The sequence below is a fragment of the Ruegeria sp. BHSA123 genome, from assembly GCF_059613425.1.
Window position 1 is genome coordinate 1 of sequence record NZ_JBXWSL010000029.1, and the last position, 21,590, is coordinate 21,590.

The window sequence follows — 21,590 nt, forward strand, 5'->3', positions numbered from 1 at the left end:
CCGGCGATACCACGAAAGCCTGCAGAACCTCACCCCGGCCGATGTCTACTTCGGGCGCGGCCAAACCATCCTGCGACAACGAGAAAGGATCAAACGAAAGACCATCGAAACGCGACGCTTGCTTCACCGCAAATCCGCCGCATAATCAACCCAACCAGATGAGCCAAATCCTCTCTTAGTTCAGGCGGCAATCTGTCCCAATATCCCTGACGACGGACAAGTCACGAAGTCAAGCTGATCCATCCGGCCTACGTGAATCCATTCGTCAAATGTCAAAAGAACGATACGGCCGATGCGGAAGCGATCTGCGAAGCCGCGAGTAGACCAACTATGCGCTTTGTTGCCGTGAAAAGTGAAGAGATCCAGGCGTCCGCAATGGTTCTGCGGGCCCGGGAGTTGCTGGTTCGGCAGCGGACGTTCGCTGAAATCTGCTGAACGGCAGAGTTGCGGACCCAAGCCGCCCTCTGATGGTATCGCTTGAATGTCTGCGTTACATTGGAGCGGTCGTCGCCTAGAACAGCTTGCAATTCTATTGCGACAGAAACCCGAATAGTGGATGTCCATGTCCGACACAATCCTTGCTGCTGAACCAACTATCCGCCTTATTGCCTTCTTATCCGTCCTGGCGGCGATGGCACTTTGGGAAGTGGCCGCACCCCGGCGAAGACGGGATATTCCGCGCGTTATCCGATGGACAAACAACCTTGCGCTCGTGGTGCTCGACACCGCCATCCTGCGGCTGACCTTTCCAATCCTCGCAGTTGGTCTCGCAGCTATGTCCGAGGATCGCGGATGGGGGCTCTTCAACAACATCGAGGCGCCGGTTTGGGTTGCCATCGTGGCCTCCATGCTGCTTCTCGATCTCGCAATCTACCTTCAGCATGTGATGTTCCACGCCGTACCGGGGCTTTGGCGTCTGCACCGGATGCATCACGCCGACCTCGATTTTGACGCGACCACTGGCTTGCGTTTCCATCCGGTAGAAATTCTCATCTCGATGGGGATCAAGCTGGCGGTTGTAGCAACCTTGGGGCCGCCCGCTGTCGCCGTGCTCCTGTTCGAGGTGATCGTGAACGCTACTGCGCTCTTCAATCACGCAAACATTGACTTGCCGCGTCCGGTGGATCGAATACTTAGATGGATCGTCGTCACTCCAGACATGCACCGAGTCCACCATTCCGTTGATCCAAGCGAGACCAACTCGAACTTTGGGTTTAATCTACCGTGGTGGGACCGACTTCTAGGCACTTATGTTGCGCAACCCGAGATGGGGCATAAGGGCATGGAAATCGGCATCGAGCAGTTTCGCACACGCCGAGACCTCTGGCTCGACCGAATGCTGATTCAGCCGCTGCGCGGCCCGGCGAGCGGAGGTGCCCTCGACACCCCGAGCCAACGGAAGCGATCTTCATCTGTCTCGTCCGGGCAAACCAAGCTTGGCACTGACCAAATAGACCAATAGCGTTGAGACTGTAGCGCGTGGCGTCTGTCCCGCTGATCCCCAGGGCGTCGCGGGCTGGTTTCGCAACCGCGAACTTACGCCCCGACGGATCGTGCATGAAAGCGGAATGTTGTCGATCTTGTTGCAGCGCGGCCTCGCCGGTCTCGGTCTGCCTGCGACCTGCATTGTTGCCCTCAAGGCGCAAAAGAGCTTGTCGGCACGGCTCAACAAGTCTGACGCCACCTATGCCGAAGGATTGGCGCAGCTCGCCCGAACCGGCTGGTTCACTGCGGTGCATATCCGCAGCGAAGAGGTCGACCGGCTGCGATGCCTTGTCGGTGCCCTTGAAAGGCTGATCCGGCAGCGCAAGGACCTCGAAGGTCACATCCGTGGCGTCCTCAAAACCTTCGGCATCCGTATGATCGGTATTGGCCATTCTCCATCGAATTTGGGTCGATGGCACCGTATTCCGGCTCGACGCTGAACTGAACATGGACTGATCGTCTGTTAATCCACCTGTTGCCTGCCTGATAGCAGGCCTTCGAGGTCTCGCAGGGACGTGGTTCCGATGATGTCGTGGTCTGGACCGTCGCTGAATCTAGTCATGCACGCCTATGAGATGGGCACATCGGAAATACATCGAACCAGCATCATGTTGGCAGCCGTCGCGCTGACCACGACCCGAAGCATGTACCCCAAGGATCTCAATCGAAGGCCATGACAGAAAGCAGAGCGGACACTAACAAGGTAAAGTTACACCGCCATGGCGGATCAATCATGCTACGCAAAACAGCTTGACTGGGACGGCTCCGTTACCGAAGTCCTGACCCTAATGGCTTCGCAGAGGTGAGTGCGAGTTGGCCGCATTACATTTACCCAAATGCTCATTGATCCTTGTCAAGATTTGCGTGGGCAAGAAGTGGTACAGTCACTGGTAATTAAGGGGGTGCTCATGGAAGAGTTGGTTGAATTCGGAAGATCATTCGTCCAGGCCATGCGTAAGCGCAGGGGCCTTGGAAGTGTTGATGAAATGTATGCTGAAAACGCACAGTCGATAGAGGCAGTTGTGCCTCCAGTTCGCCAATTCCGCGTTACAAAGGGTCGAGAAGCCATAAAGGGAAAAAGAGGGGATTGGTTGGCATCGCACGAAATTCAAGAACTAGACGTGGATGGCCCCTACGTCCACCCACCCAACCGCTTTGGAGTGCGCTTCAGGGCTGAAGTGGTTCAGAAGGCTACGGGTGAGCGTATGACCCTGCGCGAGATCGCAATGTATTCGGTGGCAGAAGGCAAGATTGTGCTGGAAGAGTTCTTCATGCTGCCTAAGTAAGAAGAGCGACTAACAACATCGTCTATTTGTTGGTTTAATCAGTGCGCATGGCTCTTGGGCGAATTGAAATTCCGGACGGAGGTCGGGAATGCAACACAGAACAGTGGCATATTATGTAGGAGTTGATGCTGACGACGCGTCGATTTTGGAATGCGCTGAAACTGCCCGTATTCAGAACGGCCACTTGATTTGTGTAATGATCGCGGCTTTACCTAACCTGCCTTACTTAAAGTATGGATCAAACAGGTTCGTTGAGGGGGGTCTTCCCTCAAACTGGTTGGATGTTCTTAACGCGCAAAATGCCGCCTTGATGTCCCGCGCCACTGAAGTTGAAGCGTTTCTGGTCGAGCAGGGCGTACCGGCAAATGTAATCGCCTTTATGGGATCTGGAGCAGAGTTACAGCATCTTGTGGCAGGACAAGCAAATTGCTCTGATATCGCTTTTCTAGACGCTGAGTTGCGAAAAGACCCCGATTTATTTCACAAGATCGCGTGCGGAGTGTTGTTTCATTCGCCGGTCCCCCTGATGATCAATGGAGATCCGTTTGCCCAACGCGACTGCATTTTTTTGGCATGGAATGATAGCCTGCCTTCGTCTAGGGCTGCGCATTTAGCTTTACCCTATTTTCTGGCGGCCAACGAAGTTGTGATTGGGTGTTTTGATTTGCCGTCGCCTGATGACGTAAAAGATCAAGTGCCCGGAACTGACATTGCTGGATGGCTCAGCCATCACGGTTGCAACGCGACCGTGTCGCAGTTCCCATGTGGTGGGGCTTCGATCGAACACTGCATTCAAGAACGCGCAAGAGAATTGGGAGCCGACCTCGTTGCTATGGGCGCTTATGGGCATTCTCATTTGCGTGAGTCAGTTTTTGGGGGAACGACGCAAGCAATGTTAGAGCAGACGAGGTTGCCAGTGCTTTTCGGACACTGATTAAACGAACCGGCGACTGTGATTTGCTGGGAGCCATAGCTAAAAATGTTCACCTGCAGATGCGGGAGCAGCCAGTTGTTATTAGGAAATCGCTTGAGATTGATGCTGGTTTGCCCGACTGTTTCAGCCAAGGAAATCTATTACAATTGACGTCAGTTCGTCCCAGTCAGTAAATTCCCGTGCCCCATCTTGTGGATCGATTTTTCGACCTAGCAAGACAACGTGCTTAAGGACCTCCCTCTCAAAATACCCGTAGTTCTCGGGCCTCACCGCGCCTGCGATCAACGCCGTCGCATTCGGTTCAAAACCTGTTCGCATAAACATTTCGTTGAGATAGTCGCGTGCTTCTTCTCGACCTGACGCGAAAGAAGCTTTTAGACCAACGGAAAGCACGAGAGACTTTCGTTTAGTTAGGGCATCTCTGTTTGAAGTGACAAAAGCCTCGAATGACTCGGGGTGCCTACGTTCGTGGACAGGGGCCAGAAGAACAACCTTGACCACACCGTCAAGCGATACGTGGCCAGAGAAATCATCGGTATTGATCAGGTTTGTTTTGAAACCGGCATTCTTCGCGACATTACAGATGAAACGCGCAATCTTTGCTGTGTGGCCTTCGACGGTAGCGAAGGCGATGAGTACGGTCATTCCGATCCTCCCAAAATCGGCCTGAATAGATTTTTTATTATGAGTAAGTGGCGAGCGTTGCCCTTGATCTCCATCAAAGGCGTTTCTTGGGAGCATATCGGGATAGTTGTGGTACGTAATTGCTGTCCAAGCGGAGAATGATTTTGAGGAAGTTCGCGACGACAGCTATTTCCAAGAGAACTTGCTTGTTTCGGCTGACAATTTTGAAACTAGCAAGGCCAAATGGTCCGTTTTGCTATCTTAAGGAAAAGGTCAAGGCAGCGGTGAAAATTGTAAAACTGATACACCACACCGAGAACTTCACCTGTTGGCGCGCGGGCAGGTTTCTGAGCAATCTAATCATAGTCAAACCTTTCAGACAAAATCCGGTAGGACGCGGTGCCCCGTGCGATTAGATGATCTTCGACGACGTCCATCATGGCAGGGGGGCCGCAGAGAACATAAAGCCAGCTTTCAAATTGCTTAGAAGATAAATTGCGGTCCAATAGGGGACCGTCGACCAAACCTGTTTCTCCGCGCCAATCCTTTGGCGGTTCGGATAGAACAAATACTGTATCTTCCTTGGATAACTCCTGGCGATAAGCAATCTGTTCCACGACCCGGTTGCCATAGATAAGCTTGATATCGTGCCGTGTCCCACTCGCCCTTGTCTGACGCAAAATGCTCAGCATCGGCGCGATCCCGACGCCACCTGCGATCAGTACAATGCCTTTCTCAGGACGGTGGTCGATCGACAGATTTCCGTATGGGGCGTCCAGATAAACCGGGGTTTGCGGAGCGATCTTTCCGAGGCCGCATGTGAAATCCCCAAGCTCCTTGATCATGAATGAAACTTCGGGTCCTTCGGCCGGTGCAGAACTAATCGAGAATGGGTTCTCGTGTAGCGAGAAGGCACTGTGGCCGACATTTAGCCAAGCAAACTGCCCTGCTTTGAAGGTCAGTCCGTTGTGACCATCGGGCTTGACGCGCAACTCCCATTGCCTCGGTGTTAGTCGACACACAGAAGTGACGTGCCACGGCCTTTTCCTCTGACGCAAAGGACGAACGAGATAGACATACAGTGAAGCTCCAACTGCAATACTGGTCAGGGCAAGCCAGAGATACGTCAATAGCGGATGCCCACCGTAGCGCCCAGCATATACCGTGTGGTGCAATAGCAGGCAGGCAATCCCCAAGGCTCCCAGCCCGTGTAAGAGGCGCCATGTCTCGTATTTGTAATCAAGGGATTTACGGGCAATTGCCGGGGCGACCAGAATGAACAGTAAAAAATAAGCGCCGATGCCAGATACCAGCGCAGAAAAGTCGGTCGTAATCGTAAGTTGGTGTGTTTCATCCCACGGGCGGCGTCCGCCAGAAGGCGTTCCCTGATACAGCAGCGGGTGTATAAGCGCAAAGCCGAGTGCGGTACGCGCCATCAACTGATGCACCCGCATGGTCACATCCATACCCAAACTACAAGAGATGAACCGGAACCGCCCAGACAGGACGAACTCCACCAGGATTATTGAAAATGCAAGCATTCCAAGCCCGGACCCGAGATCTTGATGAAATGGTCGCGGTGGCCATCCCAAGGACCAAGAAAAACCCAAGGGAGCCAAGATCAGCAAAACGTAAATCAGCGCCAGATACGGCCATTTCATACGGCTTTGTTCCACTGTGCTAAAGGTAGGCAACTCGGGCTCATTCAGGATAAACGCTAAGCTGACCTGGGACTCCGATCAAGCCTACTGAGATTGGTCTTAATTTCAGCACGACATGGCAAGTTTGTTGGCTGACGGTTCTTGTTTCTGTTGGCTCAGCCGGTTCGTGCGATTTGGCAAAAGCTGAAGCTGCATGCTTGCGCAAGATCAAGGTTCTTAACCGCGTTTTCTGTCATAATGTTACGCGCGCGAAATCCGACCAAAGGAGGAGGTTCAAAAAATGTTAGAAGACAAAAAGTCCCCGCAACTTTTCACTGGAACGCATCCGCTCCCAGACAATTTTCGACGTGAAATGGAAACCCTGATGTCGCGTTTTTTTGGAGCAAGATCACCTTTCCTACCAATGGAAACGGCTGCGCAACGCACGGGTTTTCCGTCTCTTGATATGACGGGTGCAATTTCACCGGCGATTGATATCCAAGAAACGGATTCTGCGATTGTTCTTACGGCTGAATTGCCGGGGCTCGAAGAGGATGACGTCGAAATTGAAGTCAAGGACCGCAGGCTAATCCTGCGCGGTCAGAAGAAGATTGCGCATGATGAAACGGGCGATCTGCGTGTCAGCGAAAGAAGCTATGGCAGCTTTTCTAGAGCCATGACGCTGCCAGACACCGTGGAAATCGACAAGGTTTCAGCAACATTCGACAAAGGCGTTTTGCATATCGAAATGCCGAAGACTAAGCCTCGGGATCCAAGTCGTAAGATAAAGGTATCGTCGAAATAGACGGCCTGCTGGTTCGCAACTGTCCTTAAGCATGACAGCACTGAGGGCCGATCATCGGTCGGCCTTTTCGAGTTGCGGACCTATAAGTGTTATTGGTTGAATCCGGGCAGACATCGTAAGTGTTTGCAATTATGCTGTTTCTGAGCACTCGTACGTGGCCATACGTTCGGTGTTGCAGCGTGGTAGAATGTCTTCACGCGATTGGATAGGCGTAGTGCTGATCCTGCTGTTCGCTAAACCGTCCGCCAGACTTGTCGAGGCGCTGTTACCCGACAGAGGTGCAGAGTTAACTAGATCTCTAGATCCTCTCATTCCTGGGATCCTAGAAATAGCTGTGGAAACAACAAAAGCTAAAGTCGAACAAATTGTAAGGGCCGAAGTGGCACACCTTCGGTCATGTATGGGGACATCTCAGCCAAACGGAATCGACTTTGTGGGGGGGACAACGTTGAGACTGCTGTGTCCGAAGCGCGCTCGTACATAGACAAGATGAAACTGTTCAGCAGGTCCGATTTAGAGATATCCAGTATCAAGGGTATGTACCATATCCTCGGTCATCTTGATTGGCTGCTCTACCGGTGTAGCCAAGATTATCGGATAATCGAGTTGCCGAAGGACCGGCGTTTGAAACGGCTTGCTTCGATGATAGTTCCAGAAACTGACAGTTACTTGGAAACCGACTATCCAGAGAAACGTGAAAACACGCTGAACCGTGTTCGCCGTTTTCTACGACGGAAAAGGAAGCTTCGCAGAGACTTGCTCATTTCCGACGTTGCGACTGACAGCCTGCCAGACGGAGTGGTATCGGCTCGGTTGCGTGCTCTCAGATGGTTGCATTGAGTGTCTTATCACCTTTGGCAGAATTCTCAGGCATATGAACGTATCGGAAGGAGCATCATCTGTGGACGCAGGTGGTGAGGTCAATGTCGAGATGGCGCAATTGGATGTTCGCCTGGATTAGATTTGGCGCGTGCTCAAACTCTATTCCAATGAAACGCCAAAGTTCTTACTGGAGTGAATAAAATGAGCAAGGTCAAAGAAGTTTCCTTGGGATACTGTTTAATTGAATCTTCATCAGAGGTAGGGAATTGGAGGAGCATATGCAGTTTTTTCTAGGAATTTTATTGGCTTTGTTCACCACGGCACCTGCACTGGCGCAGGACGTCAATGTCAGTGCCGGAAGTGATTTGTACCGGAAGTATTGCTGGCAATGCCATGGTTTCGAAGCAACTGGGGATGGGCCGATGGCCGAAATGCTTGCTATTCGAACACCCGACCTCACCAAGCTGGCGAGTGAAAACGATGGAGTGTTTCCTATAGGCCGAATAGCTGAACAGATTGATGGTCGTTCACAATTGCTCGCCCATGGGGGCGAAATGCCAATCTTTGGTGCGGTGTTTGAGACAGACCAACAAATCGCGTTAGCTTTGCCTAATGGGCAACCAATGATGGTAGGCCTGCCGTTGGCGAATTTGCTCGCCTTTCTTGAATCGATCCAGGCTGAATAGTCACTGACTAATCTGCTAATCTGTATCAGCCGTGTGTTTGATAGACATGAGAGTCAATGGCGGCCCTACCACTTCGAAGGCCACAGTACTGGCTAAGGTAAAGGCCAAGATGGACGCGGCCCAATTCGGAAATTGCTCTCCGGCTACAAGGGCCATTCCAACCGCGACACCGGCCTGCGGCAGCAACGCGGGACCATACCAGGGGGCCTGACGGCGAGGCAGGCCCCCAATTCTTGCCCCGCAATAGCCCCCAACTAGGCGGGACACTATGCGCAAGATCAGGAAAAGTGCACCGACCCAGCCCATCAAGCCAAAGGCTTCAATATTCAACGTTGCGCCAGCCAGCAGGAAGAAAAGGATCATAAATGGCCACTGAATGTGCTCGATTTCATGAAAAGCACGGTCATGATGGCGGGCCAGATTCCCGATAACTGCGCCCACAACCATGCCTGTTAAAAGGAACGAAACTTCCAGCCATAATGAAAGACCTGCTGTAAGAAAGACGATTCCCACCGCTTCGGCTTGCATTGGCTCCCCCGGGTTTAAGCGACCAGTTAGGTAAGCGGACGGTACGCCTAGTGCTGCACCCAATAAAATGGCGCCCCCAAAATCCCACATCGCCGTGATCGTGACCGTGGCCAAACTGTCATAATGACCGGCCAGAACCAAGGCGATGCTGAAAACGATCAGACCCCAAGCGTCATCAATTGCGACAACGCCCTTTAAGGTCTCGGTGAAGCTGTTGGACACTCCAGATTGTTTGATTACGTCAGTCATGGCGGCCGGAGCCGTAGCTGTGGCAATTGCCGCCAGCACCAACGCTAACCCGAAGGGTACGCCAACTGCAGTTAGTCCAGCCGACACGATAAGAAAGGTCGCAATTACAATCGATATCGAAATCGTCAGAATGGCACGGCCATGCCGAACCAGGTTCTCTCGGGTTAAAGATCCTCCAAGAAGAAACGCGACCATCGTCAAGGCCACAATGGATACCTCGTCGAACCAAATGGCAACGTCGAGTGGGATCAACCCCATCCCGGCGTTCCCTGCGATCAGACCGAGGAAAAGTAAGGTTGTAACACGAGGAAGATGCGTGGCCCTGCCAAGCTGGTCGGCCGCCAATCCGGCAAGGAAGAGGACACCAAGGGTAATCAGAAAGCCGGCAACGTGCATAGAAAACCAAGCGTTAAGTTCATGTCTAGACTACTCTAACTCCAACTCCGCCTACTAGGGTCAGGATGCATTGATTTCCCGAGCGCTGCGTGATTCACGGCGCCGAAAACAGAGCGGTGACATGAGCAGTCTTTTCTGGCTGACCGACGCACAGATGGCGCGTCTGAAACCCTACTTTCCAAAGTCGCACGGTAAGCCAAGGGTCGACGACCGGCGGATTCTGAGCGGGATAATTTTCATCAACCGCAATGGGTTAAGGTGGCGCGACGCTCCTGAAGCCTATGGTCCACACAAGACGCTTTATAGCCGTTGGAAGCGCTGGAGCGAAAAGGGCATATTCGCGCGGATGTCCCAAGGTCTTCCTCTCGGCCATCGCGCTCGCAGCCGTCGTCATCTACTGGTTATGAATCCTGACCCTAGGAACCGATGTCGGAGAGATTGCGAGTGTCCCGTCGCAGCTTTAGCCGAAGGTCCTAAAAATAAGTGATATTGATCTGTATTAAGGCGAAAGCGCGCCGCAGGTGGCAAAATAGCTCATTCAGAAAATGCGGAGGAATTTTTGATGCCGACAAAGAAATCCAACACAAATAGCCCGACCTCACTTTTGGATGTTTTCAAGCAAATGCAGCCGCCCATTTCTGGCAATCCGGCCTTCGGTGCCCAGATCGAACAATTTTGGGACGCGCAAGAGAAATTGCTCGAAGAAACCGAGGCCTTTGCGCAGCATTGGTTCGAACGGCGTCATGAGGCGGTCCGGACGGCTCTAAAAGCTGCACGCAATGTGTCTTCCGCGAACCCGTCCGATCCTTCTAAAGCCTTTCAGAGCATGGCGGAGTGGCAGCGCCATTCGGCGGAGCGGTTGGTTGCTGACGCTCAGGAATGGTTCGAAACCGTGTCCCGTTGTGCATCTTATGTCGCTGAAACCGAAGCTGAAGCTGTTGAGAAAACAGTTGATGATGTTGTAGCCGCTACAAACGGCGCGGGGAAATCTTCAAAGTCTGAGCCTGTGTAGGTTTCCTGCTGCCGAGGAACCAAACTGGAATCATTGGAGCAGTAGATAGGAGGTCAAATGTACAAGAATATCCTGATCCCGGTTGCTCTGGACCAAGAATACGACACACAAGCGTCGTTTGAAGCCGCGCGCCAATTGGCTGATGCGGACGCTGTATTCACTGTGATACACGTCCAAGAGCCAATTCCGGCGTATGTAGGGTCTCAGATTCCCAGCGAAGTACTTGCCAATACGCGGCATGAAATCCTGGAAAACCTGCATCAAACTGCTTCTGAAATTCCAGGCGCGAAGGCTCGGCTCATCTCTGGGCACGCGGGTAGGGCTATTGTAGACTTCGCAAATGAGAGCGACGCGGATTGCATCGTCTTGGTTTCGCACAAGCCTGGTTTTGAGGACATATTCTTAGGTTCCACTGCGAACAGAGTCGTGCATCACGCAAGGTGTTCGGTTCACGTAATTCGTTGATCCAAGGTTAGCGACACAACCATATAACTGTATTCTACCGTAGGCTACATCCTATCATCCCGAACCAAACGCCATCTCCATTTTTGTATCGATAACCAAAAATGGAGTTGGGAAATGTCACAGTTTCGGAAACTGATTTCTCTTAGAGGAACGTATCCCTCCACTACAGCATCTACTCAAGATCTCTTTTTGCGTGCAGCTGACTTCGCAAGACGCAAAGACCACCCACTGTGGATCGATGTGAATGGCGTTTCGAATGCATACGTTGCATTTGAGCAGGCTCTTGAAGTTGCATTGATAAATGCAGCCTGCGAGACAAATGAAACTAGCCCAGAGAGATTACGCAAATTCTTCGGCGATTTCGTTTCGAAATTTGCCTTGGCTTGCCCTCGCGGGGAAGAGTTTTTGCCCGACATCGCTCGCGTCCTTTTTAAAGATAGCGAACTTAAAAATTCATTGGCTGCAACAGCTATATTGAAAGTTCGCGGCCGCGATTGCCAATTTCAGGAAGACTTTCATAGCGCCGGGCGCCAAGTCTATGGGGGCTATGATCCGCAGTTCGGACAGTGACGCAAGCGATGCAGTCTCTGGAACTACCTGCAAGTTACGTCGATTTATGGGTCACAATTTTATTGAAGCCGTTACTAGTGCGTTTCCAGACGGTTCAAAAGGGCTGAACCGCCTCGGTTTTCCCGGAGACCGATTACTCTGTTTCAGGCGACTTTATCGGACTCATTGCACTGTTCATAGAATGTCTCCTCGGCTTCTACTGGCGAGATGTTTCCGATGGGTTGCAGCAGGCGGCGGTTGTTGAACCAGTCGACTCATTTGAGGGTTTCCCATTCGACAGCATCGGCGGTTTTCCACAGCCCTAACCGGTGGATGACCTCGGCTTTGAACAGGCCGATGATCGTCTCCGCCAGAGCATTGTCGTAACTGTCGCCGGCGCTGCCGACCGAGGGCTCTATCCCGGCCTCGGCCAGCCGCTCGGTATAGCGGATCGACACATATTGGCTGCCCCGGTCGCTGTGATGGATGAGATCGTCACTTGGTCGCCGTTCATAGAGCGCCTGTTCGAGGGCATCCAACACGAACTGGGTCTGCGGGGAACGTGACGCTCGCCAGCCAACGATCCGGTTGGCGAAGGTGTCGATTACGATGGCCACACAGACAAATCCCTGCCAGGTCGAGACATAGGTGAAGTCACTGACCCGGAGCGTGTTTGGGGCCGGTGCCCGGAATTGCCGGTTCACCTTGTCGCGCGGGCATGGCAGTGCCTTGTCCGGCCGCGTTTTTTTCTGGGCCTTGCCGCGAACAACGCCCTGTATGCCCAACTGTCGCATCAGCCGTTCCACCGTGCAGCGTTCCACATCGAAGCTTTCGCGGCGCATCTGATGCCAGACCTTGCGCACCCCGTAGACCTTGAAGTTCTGATCCCACACCCTGTGCACTTCGCGCCGCAGGACGGCATCCCGTTTGGCGCGATCAGATGCACGATCCGGATCACGGACAACGGCCAGATGGTCGTAGAAGGTCGAAGGGGCGATCGGCAAAACCCGGCAGATCGGCTCGACCCAATACTCGGCCCGGTGATCGCCCCCTCTCGGGACATTGCGTCCCGCAATGCCTAGCCGGGCAGTGGATTAACCCGATCATCGTTTCAGTGGGCGGTCGAGCTCAGCCTGAGCAAGATACGCGCTGGCCTTTTTTAGGATCTCATTGGCCTGACGCAGCTCCCGCACTTCGCGTTCCAGTTTCATGATCCTGGTCCGCTCTTCCGACGTCTCACCATCCCGGTGGCCAAGGTCAGTTTCCTCCTGCTGAACCCAACGCCGCAATGTGTCCCGGCCACAGCCGATCTTCGGCGCAATCGCCTTGATCGCTGCCGCCTGACTCTCATAGCTGCCTTGATTGTTAAGCACCATCCGCACGGCCCTTGCGCGCGTCTCAGGTGAATAGCGGTTCGCTCTGTTGTCTCTTTCCATGGCTCCAATCCTTCCTCGATTTGGAGCCTCCGGAAAACCCGGAGCAGTTCAACGGTCGGCTAGTCGAATTGTAGAACGGAGCAAGGTGCCGACGGATATCAGACAGTTCGACGAACCGGTCTATACCTCGAAGAATATGGTCTTGCGGAACATGATCCTCAATCGAGAATTCGTAGAACAGTGACCCTTGTGTTTGCTGCCTTGGCCCCTTCATCGCTCATTCCCCCGTTCAGTACGGAAATTGAATCAGCGATTTGTGCGTCAATCAACGAATAGTTTTTCGCCAGAATAAGCCCAAAACCTACACTTTAGGTTCAGTGACTAAGAGTTCGTTGCGATGTTCCCTTCCATCCTTAATTACAAAACGGATGACCGACGGGACAAAACTAGATTCAGTTAGGTTTTACACAATCCAGAATTTTCTGAGCAGCTAACTGAACCGACTTTCTCAACCGCATGAACTCTGAGTTCGCAGCCAGCCGGGCCTTTAGCTCCGCGTCCCCAAGTAGTCGGTTAATCGCATTCTCCAACTGCTCCGGCGTCCAATCCCACCGATTTAACCTGAGTCCGACACTGGTTTCAACTGCTCGCTGGGCGTTATCGTGCCCGTCCCAGCAATAGGGGAGGATCAGCGACGGGGCCCCGAAATACAGCGCTTCGCAAAAGCTGTTGTTACCGCCGTGGTGAATAAACAGATCGCATTGTTCAACCACGGAAGGCTGCGGGAACCATTCCTGCAGATGAACATTGTCTGGTACTCTGGAATAGGCATCGATCTGGGCCCCGACATTGACCAGAAACCTCATGTCCATTGTCTTGAATACGTCGAACAGGCTTTCAAAGAATGTGACATCCATAGCACCCAGGCTACCAAAACTCACATACACCAGAGGCCCGTCGTTACGGGGCATCTGAGGTACACGGTAGGGACCTTCTTGGCGTACGCAGCCTTCGAGGAAGGTGAATTGTCCAGGACTCAGCGCCTGATCACGATCGTGGCGAATTATCGATGGCGCCAAAAGAAGGTTTTGATGCGGTGATGTTTCTAGGAACTCACCATTAGGCAATAGCTCAAGTCCCCGATCCTGGCGAAATTTGTTGTAGCGAGCATGAATTGGGCCAAGGGTCTCCAGGTACTGGTCCCGGAATGCCCCGCACCCGGCCACGTCAGATGCCGGCAGGCCGGACAGGTACGGCGGTAGGCAGTTGTCTGGCAACTCGGTTTCCGCGCATGAAATGACCCTGACCCATGGACGCTCGGATCGTACGATGGCTGGGAACATGATGACGTTGTCGAGAACGACGACATCCGGGTTGATCCGCTCTAGCGCCGTTTCCAACCCCTGCTCAACCGATTCCGCAGTCTCGACGATTGCGCTCCAAACGGGCTCTACATAGGTGGCCAGTTGGTCAGTTGGGAGCATGCTAAAATGCGGTAGGTGATGACTCAGGAATTCCTGCCAATAGGTCTGGGTTTCCTCTTCTGTCAACTTTGATTGAACTGGGACGGCGAACTCGTCAAAACCGTAATCTGCGAATACGCCACCAAAGCCGCCGTGGGTCAGGAAAACGGGGAGTGCGCCCATTGCGCGAAGCTCCTGAGCGATCCCCACACAATTCAGTGCAGCCCCAAAACTAGCTTCAGGGAAAAAAGCGATTAAAGGTGCTTCCTCGCGGTTCATCATTCACTCATCGGATTGACCCGCGGGTCGCTTGGACAAGCGCCGGCGCGCCACGATTGGCGACGCTGGGTCTTTGGTTCATTGAAAGCCGCAAATGAACCCTCATCTGATCCGCCGCAAGATCGAAATGACCCTGCTCGATGAAATCAAGTATGCGCAGATGTTCCTCAAGCGCCTGCCTCATCCGAAAGTCGATCATACCGAACGATCCGCCTGGCAGGTGGCGCAACCCATGATGGGCAATGAGAGCAGAAGCTAGATACTGGTTGCCGGACGAACGAGCGATAAGCTTGTGAAAGGCAAGATCCGCGTCTTGGAATTCCTGGCTGTTGAAGGAGTTTTCCGACTGCGCCAGAAGCGCTTCGGTTTGGGTGCGGACCAGATCGGCGCGCTTGGTGTCCAACTTGAAACCGTCGGACAGAATGGCCTGCGGTTCCAGTATTAGACGAAATTCGTAGCTCTCAATCCGTCCTGAACGGTCTCCTGGCATGCGAGTGAACACCCAGGATTGGCCTTCGGCTTTCTGAATCACGCCTTGGGCTAGGAGAGCTTCGAGCGCACGCTGTGCAGCGCTGCGTGAAACTGAATATCGCCGGATCAGGTCTGTGACATTGATGGCGCCGTCCAGGCGTCGGGCTCCGCGATCTCGTAGGATGTCACCAGCGAGATCGGCACCTGCTCCAACCGAATGCTGGTTTAGTATCGAATGCCCCTTTTCGGGTTCGCATTCTAGGACAAACCCACCTTCTGCCGCTTTGCGTGCCATCCCCTCTTTTTCCAGTAGCCTCAATGCGGATCTAACTGGAGTGCGAGAGACGCTGCACGAATCAGCAAGGGTTTTTTCCACCAGCCTGTCGCCCTGATGCAAGTCGAGATCCATCGCAACGTCCAGTATTTTTTGAGCAAGTTTCAAGTGTTTGCTTGGCGACATAACAAGGCGGCTTTCGTCATTCTTAATTAATATACAATAAAAACGGTACTTTAAATGTCTTCATCGGGCCACACAAAAATGATTCAAAAAATTGTTGAGTTTTATTTAATCAAAAAATACCGTGATTGCATCACATATCTCGCCCCAGAAGCGAGCGCGGATGTCAAGGGAGGAAGACATGACCAACAAGTTCACCAATTCGTTCCGTTTGCCATTTGCTTGGCTCACAGCCGGGGCGGTCTGCGCTCTCAGCGTATTCGCCGGAGCGGCCCAAGCAGAAAAAATCGTGATCTCGAACTGGGACGGTTACATGCCGCCGGACCTGCTGGAGAATTTCACCAAGGAAACCGGTATCGAGGCCGAGCTTTCGGTGCATGGCACCAACGAAGAAATCATGGGCAAAGTCGTAGCCGGTGGGGGCAAGGGCTATGACGTTCTTTTCGTCTCGTCGCCATTTGCCGAAGCATTAAACAACTTGGGGCTGGTGGCTGCTATCGACCACGATAAGGTTCCGAATGCGTCCAACTTGTATGACGAAGCTAAAGAACTGGCTCATGATCCGGGCAACAACTATTCAATGCCATACGCTTGGGGCACGACGGGCTTATGCTACCGGTCAGACCTGATGGCAGAACCGACTTCGTGGAATGATCTGCTCAAACCCTCTGACGACCTGAAAGGCAAAGTGACAATGCTCTCGACGGATCGTTGGCTGATGGGAGCTGCCGCGCTAGCCCTCGGAAAGTCGCTGAACGATACGTCGGATGAGACGTTGGCGGCTGCAAAGGACCTGCTGGTTGCGGCGAAGCAGGATCTGCTGGCCTACGACGATGCAACTTTTTATCTGAAGTTGGTATCGGGCGAGGCAACGATGGTTCACGCCTGGGATGGCTGGTGTAACTACGGCATCGGTGAGAACGCAGACATCAAGTATACGATCCCATCAGAAGGATCGGATCTGTGGGTAGATGCGCTAGTCATCACGGATGCATCTGAAAACAAAGACGCGGCGCATGCCTTTGTGAACTATGTCTTGGGCGCGGATGTCGGTGTCTGGGTTGCCAGTAATATCCTTTACAAAACGCCGAACAAGGCTGCGATGGCGGCGCTGGACCCGTCCTTGATCGAAACCTTCCCGAACATGGGAATGTCGCCTGCAGACCTTACCAAGTACGAGCAGTTGCGCGATCTCGGCAATGGCCAGAAACCCTTTGCACGTACCGTGACCGAAATTATGGCCGCACAATAAGTGATCAAACCCTGAGCAAAACCCGACCCGAACAAAGGGTCGGGCCGATACGATATCACTCCACAGATTGCCAAGTATATGACCAATCGACTGAAATCGGTGATCTTGCTGGGGCCGGGCCTGGGTTGGCTTGCGCTTCTTATGGTGGTGCCGTGTGGTCTTATTTTTACCTATGCGTTCTTTGAACGCGGTATCTATGGCGGCATCGACTACGTCTTTACGTTTGAAAATTTTGTGCGGGCCGCCGACCCACTATACCTCGGAATCTTCCTGCGCTCGGCCAAGATTGCATTTCTGGCCACCATAATCGCGATCCTCATCGCCTATCCGGCGGCCTATGCCATCACGCTGGCGCCGCGGCGTTGGCAGACCGGTTTGCTGATCTTGGTGATCCTGCCGTTCTGGTCCAACTACCTAATCCGCACTTACGCCTGGATCGTGATGCTGAACCGCGAGGGCTTGATCAATAATACTCTCCAGGGGGCAGGCTTGATCGATGAGCCGCTGTCTCTGCTATATAACAATTTCGCGGTGATCGTTGGACTTGTCTACAACTACACACCCTTTGTGGTTCTGGCGATCTATTCATCGCTGAGCCGCATAAATGTCGAAACCATAGAAGCCTCGGAAGATCTTGGAGCGCCCGCTTGGATCACTTTCTACCGGGTGATACTGCCACAGACCGTTCCCGGCATCGCGGCAGGTGGTGTTTTTGTTTTTGTGCTGTCGATCGGCAATTTCATAACGCCCGATTTGCTTGGTGGCGGGCGACTTCAGATGGTTGGAAACCTGATCTATGACCAGTTCCTGAGCGCCCGCGACTGGCCGTTCGGAGCAACGCTGTCGATGTTCCTGATTGCGATTATGATGGGGCTTTTGTTCGCACAGGCGGTATTGGCCAATCGCGCAGCGGGACAGAGAGGGCAGGACTGATGCGGGGCCGATCCAACATGGGCCTGAAGCTGCACCTGGTATTGTTTTATACCTTTCTCTATGTGCCGATCCTTGTGCTCATGGCGCTAAGCTTTAACCGGGCCGGACTTCCAACTGTATGGACCGGGTTTTCGTTGGAATGGTACGGCAAGTTGTTTGCCGCGGATCCAATACTGTCGGCGGCGCGCAACACGCTAATCGTGGCCTTAATCTCGACCGTTCTGGCGACAATAATCGGCACGCTTTTGGCGGTCGGTGTCGAAACACGGCGTAATTCTTCAGTTCTAGACGCGGTTCTGTTCGCGCCGATGATCATCCCGGACATAGTTTTGGCCATCGCGCTGTTGTCCTTTTTCACTCTGCTCAACATGACGCTCGGGCTTCATTCGATCATTCTGAGCCATGTCGTGTTCAACATTGCGTTCGTTGTCGCCGTGGTGCGAACGCGGATGCGCAATTTCGACCATTCGATACTTGAGGCCAGTGCCGACCTTGGGGCCAGCGAATTCACCACCTTTCGTCGCATTCTGCTGCCCGCCATCGCGCCGGGGGTTATTGCTGGGGCGCTGCTGTCTTTCACCCTGTCTGTGGACGAATTCATTATTGCCTTTTTCACCGCCGGTGCCGGGCAATCCTCGACCACGTTGCCGATGCAGATCTACGCAATGATCCGCTTTGGCGTAACGCCGGAAATCAATGCGATGGCTACCATCGTCATGTTTGTATCGTTCACGCTGGTCTTCTTCGCGCAGCGTGCCGACAAAGAGGTTTTCAGCCGATGAGCCAAGCGATTCAACTCAGGAATATAACCAAGAGATACGGTTTGGTGACTGCGATTGACAACGTTTCGCTGGATATTCGCGACAACGAGTTCTTTGCACTTCTGGGCCCATCGGGTTGCGGCAAGACCACACTGTTGCGGACACTGGCCGGGTTCGAAACACCACAGGAAGGACAGGTAATCGTTGCCGGGCAGGACGTGACAAATATACGCCCCAGCAGGCGGCCCCTGAACCTGATGTTCCAGTCCTATGCCTTGTTTCCGCACATGAGCGTCGAAAAAAACATCGCCTATGGGTTAGAAATGGAGAAATTGCCCAAGGACGAAATCGCCACGCGAGTGGCCGAGGTTCTGGAAAGTGCGAAGCTGTCGGGCTTTGCCGGGCGCAAGCCGGATCAGCTTTCCGGTGGGCAGCGACAGCGGGTTGCTTTGGCGCGCGCGCTGATCAAAAGGCCAAAGGTCCTGTTGCTGGATGAGCCCCTTTCAGCTCTGGACAAGAAACTGCGAGAAGAGATGCAGCTGGAGCTCAAACGGTTGCAGCACGAGGTAGGGATTACATTTCTGATTGTTACCCATGACCAGGAAGAGGCCTTGGTCATGGCCGACCGGATCGCTGTCTTGCATGACGGTAAGCTGGCGCAGGTCGGTACTCCTCACGAGCTCTACGAACAACCCGGATCGCGCTTTGTTGCAGATTTTATCGGCGTGATGAACTTTCTGGACGGAAACGCCGTCGACGGCGGTGTCGATGTCGACGGGGCGGGAATGCTGAGGGGTGTTTCCGAGCTGCGCGGTGCTGCCACAATTGCTGTGCGCCCGGAACGGGTCAACCTGATGCAGACCGCCCCTCAAGATGGACGCAACTGCCTTCCCGGCATTGTCGAAGAAGTCGCCTATCACGGGTCAGACCTGGGTGTGCATGTACGCGTTCGCGGCGGGAGGAGCATCCTTTCCGCCCGCGTGCCCGCCAGCCAAGCCGACCGTGAAAGTATCCAGCCGGGTCAGGATGTCCACTGCGTATGGGACGCCAAACATTCCCGCATCCTGCCCAACTGCTAAGCCAAATCTAACCGGAGACCTACAATGTCACAGAAAACCATCGCCTTCTTCCCCGAAGCTGCCTTTGGCCCTGCGCTGAATTCGGTTGGCATCGCGCAGGCCTGCGAGAAACTGGGCCATAAGGCCGTATTTCTAAGCGATCCCGGCTTTGTCGAGGTATATGAAGGTTATGGGTTTGAGGCGCATCCTGTTGCCCTGTCCGAGCCGATGGAACCCGAGGCGATGGCAAAGTTCTGGGAAGATTTCATCAACGGTCACATCCCAAATTTTCGCAAAAGCCCGATTGACCAGATCGATAACTACGTAAAGGATTGCTGGGAGGCGATCGTCGACAGCGCAAAATGGGCGCAAAAAGATCTGCCCGAGGTACTGGCAAAAATCAAACCAGATATGATCTGCGTGGATAATGTCATTATGTTCCCAGCCATCAAGCAGTTCGGCGTACCGTGGGTGCGGATCATCTCATGTTCCGAAAACGAAATCCCAGACCCGATTGTGCCGCCGCACTTATCGGGCTGCCGGGTGGATGACCGCGAGGGCATGGAGGCCTATGAGGCAAAGTTCCACGAGGTGATCAAGCCGATCCACGACGACTACAATGCGTTCCTGGCCAGATGCAACGAAGATGCCTATCCGATCGGAGAGTTTTTCGAAGCGTCGCCCACAATGAACCTTCTGCTTTATCCCGAGCCGGCAAAGTACGAACGGCAGAACCCACTGGACCCGAACAGGTTCCAGTATCTCGAAGGTTGCGTACGCGAAGAAGAACCCTTTGAGGTGCCAACGTTTAAGTCCAACAATGACAAACCACTTCTCTATATATCTTTCGGGTCGCTTGGTGCAGGTGACACCGACCTGCTAAAGAGGATCATTTCGACCATTTCCAAGTTGCCCTACCGGGCGCTCGTAAATGTCGGGGATTACATGGACGAATACACAGACATTCCCGACAACGTGCACATACAGAGCTGGTATCCCCAGCCTTCGGTAATTCCGCAGGTTGACGCGGTGATACATCATGGCGGTAACAACTCGTTCACCGAGTGCCTGTATTTCGGTAAAGCAGCAATCATCATGCCCTATGTCTGGGACGGCCACGATAACGCCACTCGTGTTCAGGAAACAGGCCACGGATTCGGGTTTCACCGATACGACTGGACCGATGATGAATTGGCTTTTGCCCTCGACAAATGTATCAACGATCCAGGAATGCAGGCGAAGATGGCGGCAACCTCTGCTCACATGCAGTCACGGCATGGTCCGACCAAGGCAGCTGGCATTCTCGACGACATCCTGAAAGCCGCGGAATGAGCAGCGCCCCGCATCTTTCCGAAATCTCGACCCGCACCGACCTTACGGACTGGGGGTTACAGCCGGACATGATTGAAGGCCAGTCGCATTCATCGGGCTTGCTGGTTCACAAAGGCCCGGACAATCGGCCGGAGATCGGCGCATGGGTCTGTACTCCAGGCCGTTGGCGCCTAACGATCCCGCGTGACGAGTTTTGCTATTTTGTGCAGGGCCGTGCGCTGTATCAGTCGGATGCAGGCGAAAGCATCGAAGTTACGCCCGGAACGGCCGTACTATTCCCCGCCGGTTGGGTAGGGGAATGCACGGTCGTGGAAACATTGCGCAACACTTACTACCTAACGGATCGCGAACCTGAATCATGACCACGCCAAGTATGCAAAACCCGCTCCAGCAGACTGACCTTGTCGATTGGGGGGTAATCCCGACGATGATTGAAGGGCAATCCCGCACGTCGGGAAAGCTGATCCACAAGGGGCCTGACGGCCGGTCCGAATGCGGCCTTTGGGTCTGCACTCCCGGTAAGTGGGAATGTCACGTCACCAAGGACGAGTTCTGCCACTTTCTGGAAGGCCGCTGTACCTATGTCCATGAAAACGGAGAGGTAATTGAGATTACGCCCGATACGGCGGCCTTTTTTCCGCAGGACTGGAAAGGCGTATGCACTGTCCACGAGACGGTCAAGAAAGTGTACATGATCCGCTAACGGCGCAATGCCTGTTAAACAAGG

General features: G+C 53.5%; 21 protein-coding genes and 5 pseudogenes. 19 read left to right on the forward strand and 7 right to left on the reverse strand.

The window, feature by feature from the left end:
- The 6 genes and pseudogenes from AC2FNC_RS13950 to AC2FNC_RS13975 form a co-directional block, all read left to right on the forward strand.
- Positions 1–145, forward strand: a pseudogene (locus AC2FNC_RS13950) (IS3 family transposase); the annotation flags it as partial.
- A gap of 77 nt (positions 146–222) precedes the next feature.
- Positions 223–417 (forward strand): annotated as a pseudogene (locus AC2FNC_RS13955) (IS110 family transposase); the annotation flags it as partial.
- 145 nt (positions 418–562) lie between these two features.
- Entirely contained in the window at positions 563–1,462 is a 900-nt protein-coding gene (locus AC2FNC_RS13960; RefSeq protein ID WP_480521439.1) for a sterol desaturase family protein, read from the forward strand.
- A gap of 106 nt (positions 1,463–1,568) precedes the next feature.
- On the forward strand, positions 1,569–1,925 hold the full coding sequence (locus AC2FNC_RS13965) for an IS110 family transposase (RefSeq protein ID WP_496715644.1): 357 nt from the start codon (positions 1,569–1,571) through the stop codon (positions 1,923–1,925).
- Positions 1,926–2,393: 468 nt separating this feature from the next.
- A complete protein-coding gene (locus AC2FNC_RS13970) occupies positions 2,394–2,771 on the forward strand; it encodes a SnoaL-like domain-containing protein (protein WP_480607824.1) in 378 nt (125 codons plus the stop codon).
- An 88-nt stretch (positions 2,772–2,859) separates the two neighbouring features.
- Complete coding sequence (locus AC2FNC_RS13975; RefSeq protein WP_480555836.1) at positions 2,860–3,705, forward strand: universal stress protein; 846 nt, start codon at positions 2,860–2,862, stop codon at positions 3,703–3,705.
- A gap of 123 nt (positions 3,706–3,828) precedes the next feature.
- Here AC2FNC_RS13975 and AC2FNC_RS13980 read toward each other — a convergent pair whose 3' ends face one another.
- Positions 3,829–4,350, reverse strand: coding sequence for a flavodoxin domain-containing protein (locus AC2FNC_RS13980; RefSeq protein ID WP_209508037.1), 522 nt, complete (start codon positions 4,348–4,350; stop codon positions 3,829–3,831).
- Positions 4,351–4,685: 335 nt separating this feature from the next.
- A complete protein-coding gene (locus AC2FNC_RS13985; RefSeq protein ID WP_480521449.1) occupies positions 4,686–5,990 on the reverse strand; it encodes a ferredoxin reductase family protein in 1,305 nt (434 codons plus the stop codon).
- A gap of 280 nt (positions 5,991–6,270) precedes the next feature.
- Here AC2FNC_RS13985 and AC2FNC_RS13990 point away from each other — a divergent pair, with 280 nt between their 5' ends.
- Together AC2FNC_RS13990 and AC2FNC_RS13995 are read left to right on the forward strand one after the other, a co-directional pair.
- Positions 6,271–6,774 (forward strand): Hsp20/alpha crystallin family protein, encoded by a 504-nt coding sequence (locus tag AC2FNC_RS13990; RefSeq protein WP_496715645.1) that lies wholly within the window; start codon positions 6,271–6,273, stop codon positions 6,772–6,774.
- Positions 6,775–7,874: 1,100 nt separating this feature from the next.
- Positions 7,875–8,282, forward strand: a complete 408-nt coding sequence (locus AC2FNC_RS13995; protein ID WP_480521453.1) for a c-type cytochrome — start codon at positions 7,875–7,877, stop codon at positions 8,280–8,282.
- A gap of 15 nt (positions 8,283–8,297) precedes the next feature.
- Here AC2FNC_RS13995 and AC2FNC_RS14000 read toward each other — a convergent pair whose 3' ends face one another.
- Complete coding sequence (locus AC2FNC_RS14000; RefSeq protein ID WP_496715646.1) at positions 8,298–9,455, reverse strand: cation:proton antiporter; 1,158 nt, start codon at positions 9,453–9,455, stop codon at positions 8,298–8,300.
- A gap of 121 nt (positions 9,456–9,576) precedes the next feature.
- Here AC2FNC_RS14000 and AC2FNC_RS14005 point away from each other — a divergent pair.
- From AC2FNC_RS14005 to AC2FNC_RS14020, 4 genes and pseudogenes are all read left to right on the forward strand, one after another.
- A pseudogene (locus tag AC2FNC_RS14005) lies at positions 9,577–9,825 on the forward strand (transposase); the annotation flags it as partial.
- Positions 9,826–10,017: 192 nt separating this feature from the next.
- The gene (locus AC2FNC_RS14010; RefSeq protein WP_496715647.1) at positions 10,018–10,467 is read left to right on the forward strand and encodes a phasin family protein; all 450 of its coding nucleotides are present in this window, start codon (positions 10,018–10,020) and stop codon (positions 10,465–10,467) included.
- A 57-nt stretch (positions 10,468–10,524) separates the two neighbouring features.
- Positions 10,525–10,932 (forward strand): universal stress protein, encoded by a 408-nt coding sequence (locus tag AC2FNC_RS14015; protein WP_209508050.1) that lies wholly within the window; start codon positions 10,525–10,527, stop codon positions 10,930–10,932.
- 114 nt (positions 10,933–11,046) lie between these two features.
- Positions 11,047–11,502, forward strand: coding sequence for a hypothetical protein (locus AC2FNC_RS14020; RefSeq protein WP_496715648.1), 456 nt, complete (start codon positions 11,047–11,049; stop codon positions 11,500–11,502).
- Between the two features lie 143 nt (positions 11,503–11,645).
- Here AC2FNC_RS14020 and AC2FNC_RS14025 read toward each other — a convergent pair.
- The 4 genes and pseudogenes from AC2FNC_RS14025 to AC2FNC_RS14040 form a co-directional block, all read right to left on the reverse strand.
- Positions 11,646–12,917, reverse strand: a pseudogene (locus AC2FNC_RS14025) (IS3 family transposase).
- Between the two features lie 52 nt (positions 12,918–12,969).
- Positions 12,970–13,131: pseudogene (locus AC2FNC_RS14030) on the reverse strand (transposase); the annotation flags it as partial.
- A gap of 178 nt (positions 13,132–13,309) precedes the next feature.
- A complete protein-coding gene (locus tag AC2FNC_RS14035) occupies positions 13,310–14,599 on the reverse strand; it encodes a nucleotide disphospho-sugar-binding domain-containing protein (RefSeq protein ID WP_496715649.1) in 1,290 nt (429 codons plus the stop codon).
- Positions 14,600–14,606: 7 nt separating this feature from the next.
- On the reverse strand, positions 14,607–15,530 hold the full coding sequence (locus AC2FNC_RS14040; RefSeq protein ID WP_480474650.1) for a GntR family transcriptional regulator: 924 nt from the start codon (positions 15,528–15,530) through the stop codon (positions 14,607–14,609).
- Positions 15,531–15,708: 178 nt separating this feature from the next.
- Between AC2FNC_RS14040 and AC2FNC_RS14045 the strand changes: the two genes are divergently transcribed.
- The 7 genes from AC2FNC_RS14045 (at position 15,709) to AC2FNC_RS14075 (ending at position 21,566) form a co-directional block, all read left to right on the forward strand.
- Positions 15,709–16,779 carry a polyamine ABC transporter substrate-binding protein gene (locus tag AC2FNC_RS14045; RefSeq protein ID WP_480474652.1) on the forward strand — a complete coding sequence of 357 codons (1,071 nt, stop codon included), beginning with the start codon at positions 15,709–15,711 and terminating at the stop codon, positions 16,777–16,779.
- Positions 16,780–16,857: 78 nt separating this feature from the next.
- Complete coding sequence (locus AC2FNC_RS14050; protein ID WP_480556018.1) at positions 16,858–17,712, forward strand: ABC transporter permease; 855 nt, start codon at positions 16,858–16,860, stop codon at positions 17,710–17,712.
- Positions 17,712–18,494, forward strand: a complete 783-nt coding sequence (locus tag AC2FNC_RS14055; RefSeq protein ID WP_496715651.1) for an ABC transporter permease — start codon at positions 17,712–17,714, stop codon at positions 18,492–18,494. Before AC2FNC_RS14050 ends, AC2FNC_RS14055 begins: the two co-directional genes overlap by 1 nt.
- Positions 18,495–18,538: 44 nt before the next feature.
- On the forward strand, positions 18,539–19,552 hold the full coding sequence (locus AC2FNC_RS14060; protein ID WP_496715652.1) for an ABC transporter ATP-binding protein: 1,014 nt from the start codon (positions 18,539–18,541) through the stop codon (positions 19,550–19,552).
- A 24-nt stretch (positions 19,553–19,576) separates the two neighbouring features.
- Positions 19,577–20,863 (forward strand): glycosyltransferase, encoded by a 1,287-nt coding sequence (locus AC2FNC_RS14065; protein ID WP_480556021.1) that lies wholly within the window; start codon positions 19,577–19,579, stop codon positions 20,861–20,863.
- Entirely contained in the window at positions 20,860–21,225 is a 366-nt protein-coding gene (locus AC2FNC_RS14070; protein WP_480556022.1) for a cupin domain-containing protein, read from the forward strand. The genes AC2FNC_RS14065 and AC2FNC_RS14070 overlap by 4 nt, the downstream gene beginning before the upstream one ends.
- Entirely contained in the window at positions 21,222–21,566 is a 345-nt protein-coding gene (locus tag AC2FNC_RS14075; RefSeq protein ID WP_480474664.1) for a cupin domain-containing protein, read from the forward strand. The genes AC2FNC_RS14070 and AC2FNC_RS14075 overlap by 4 nt, the downstream gene beginning before the upstream one ends.
- Positions 21,567–21,590 lie beyond the last annotated feature (24 nt).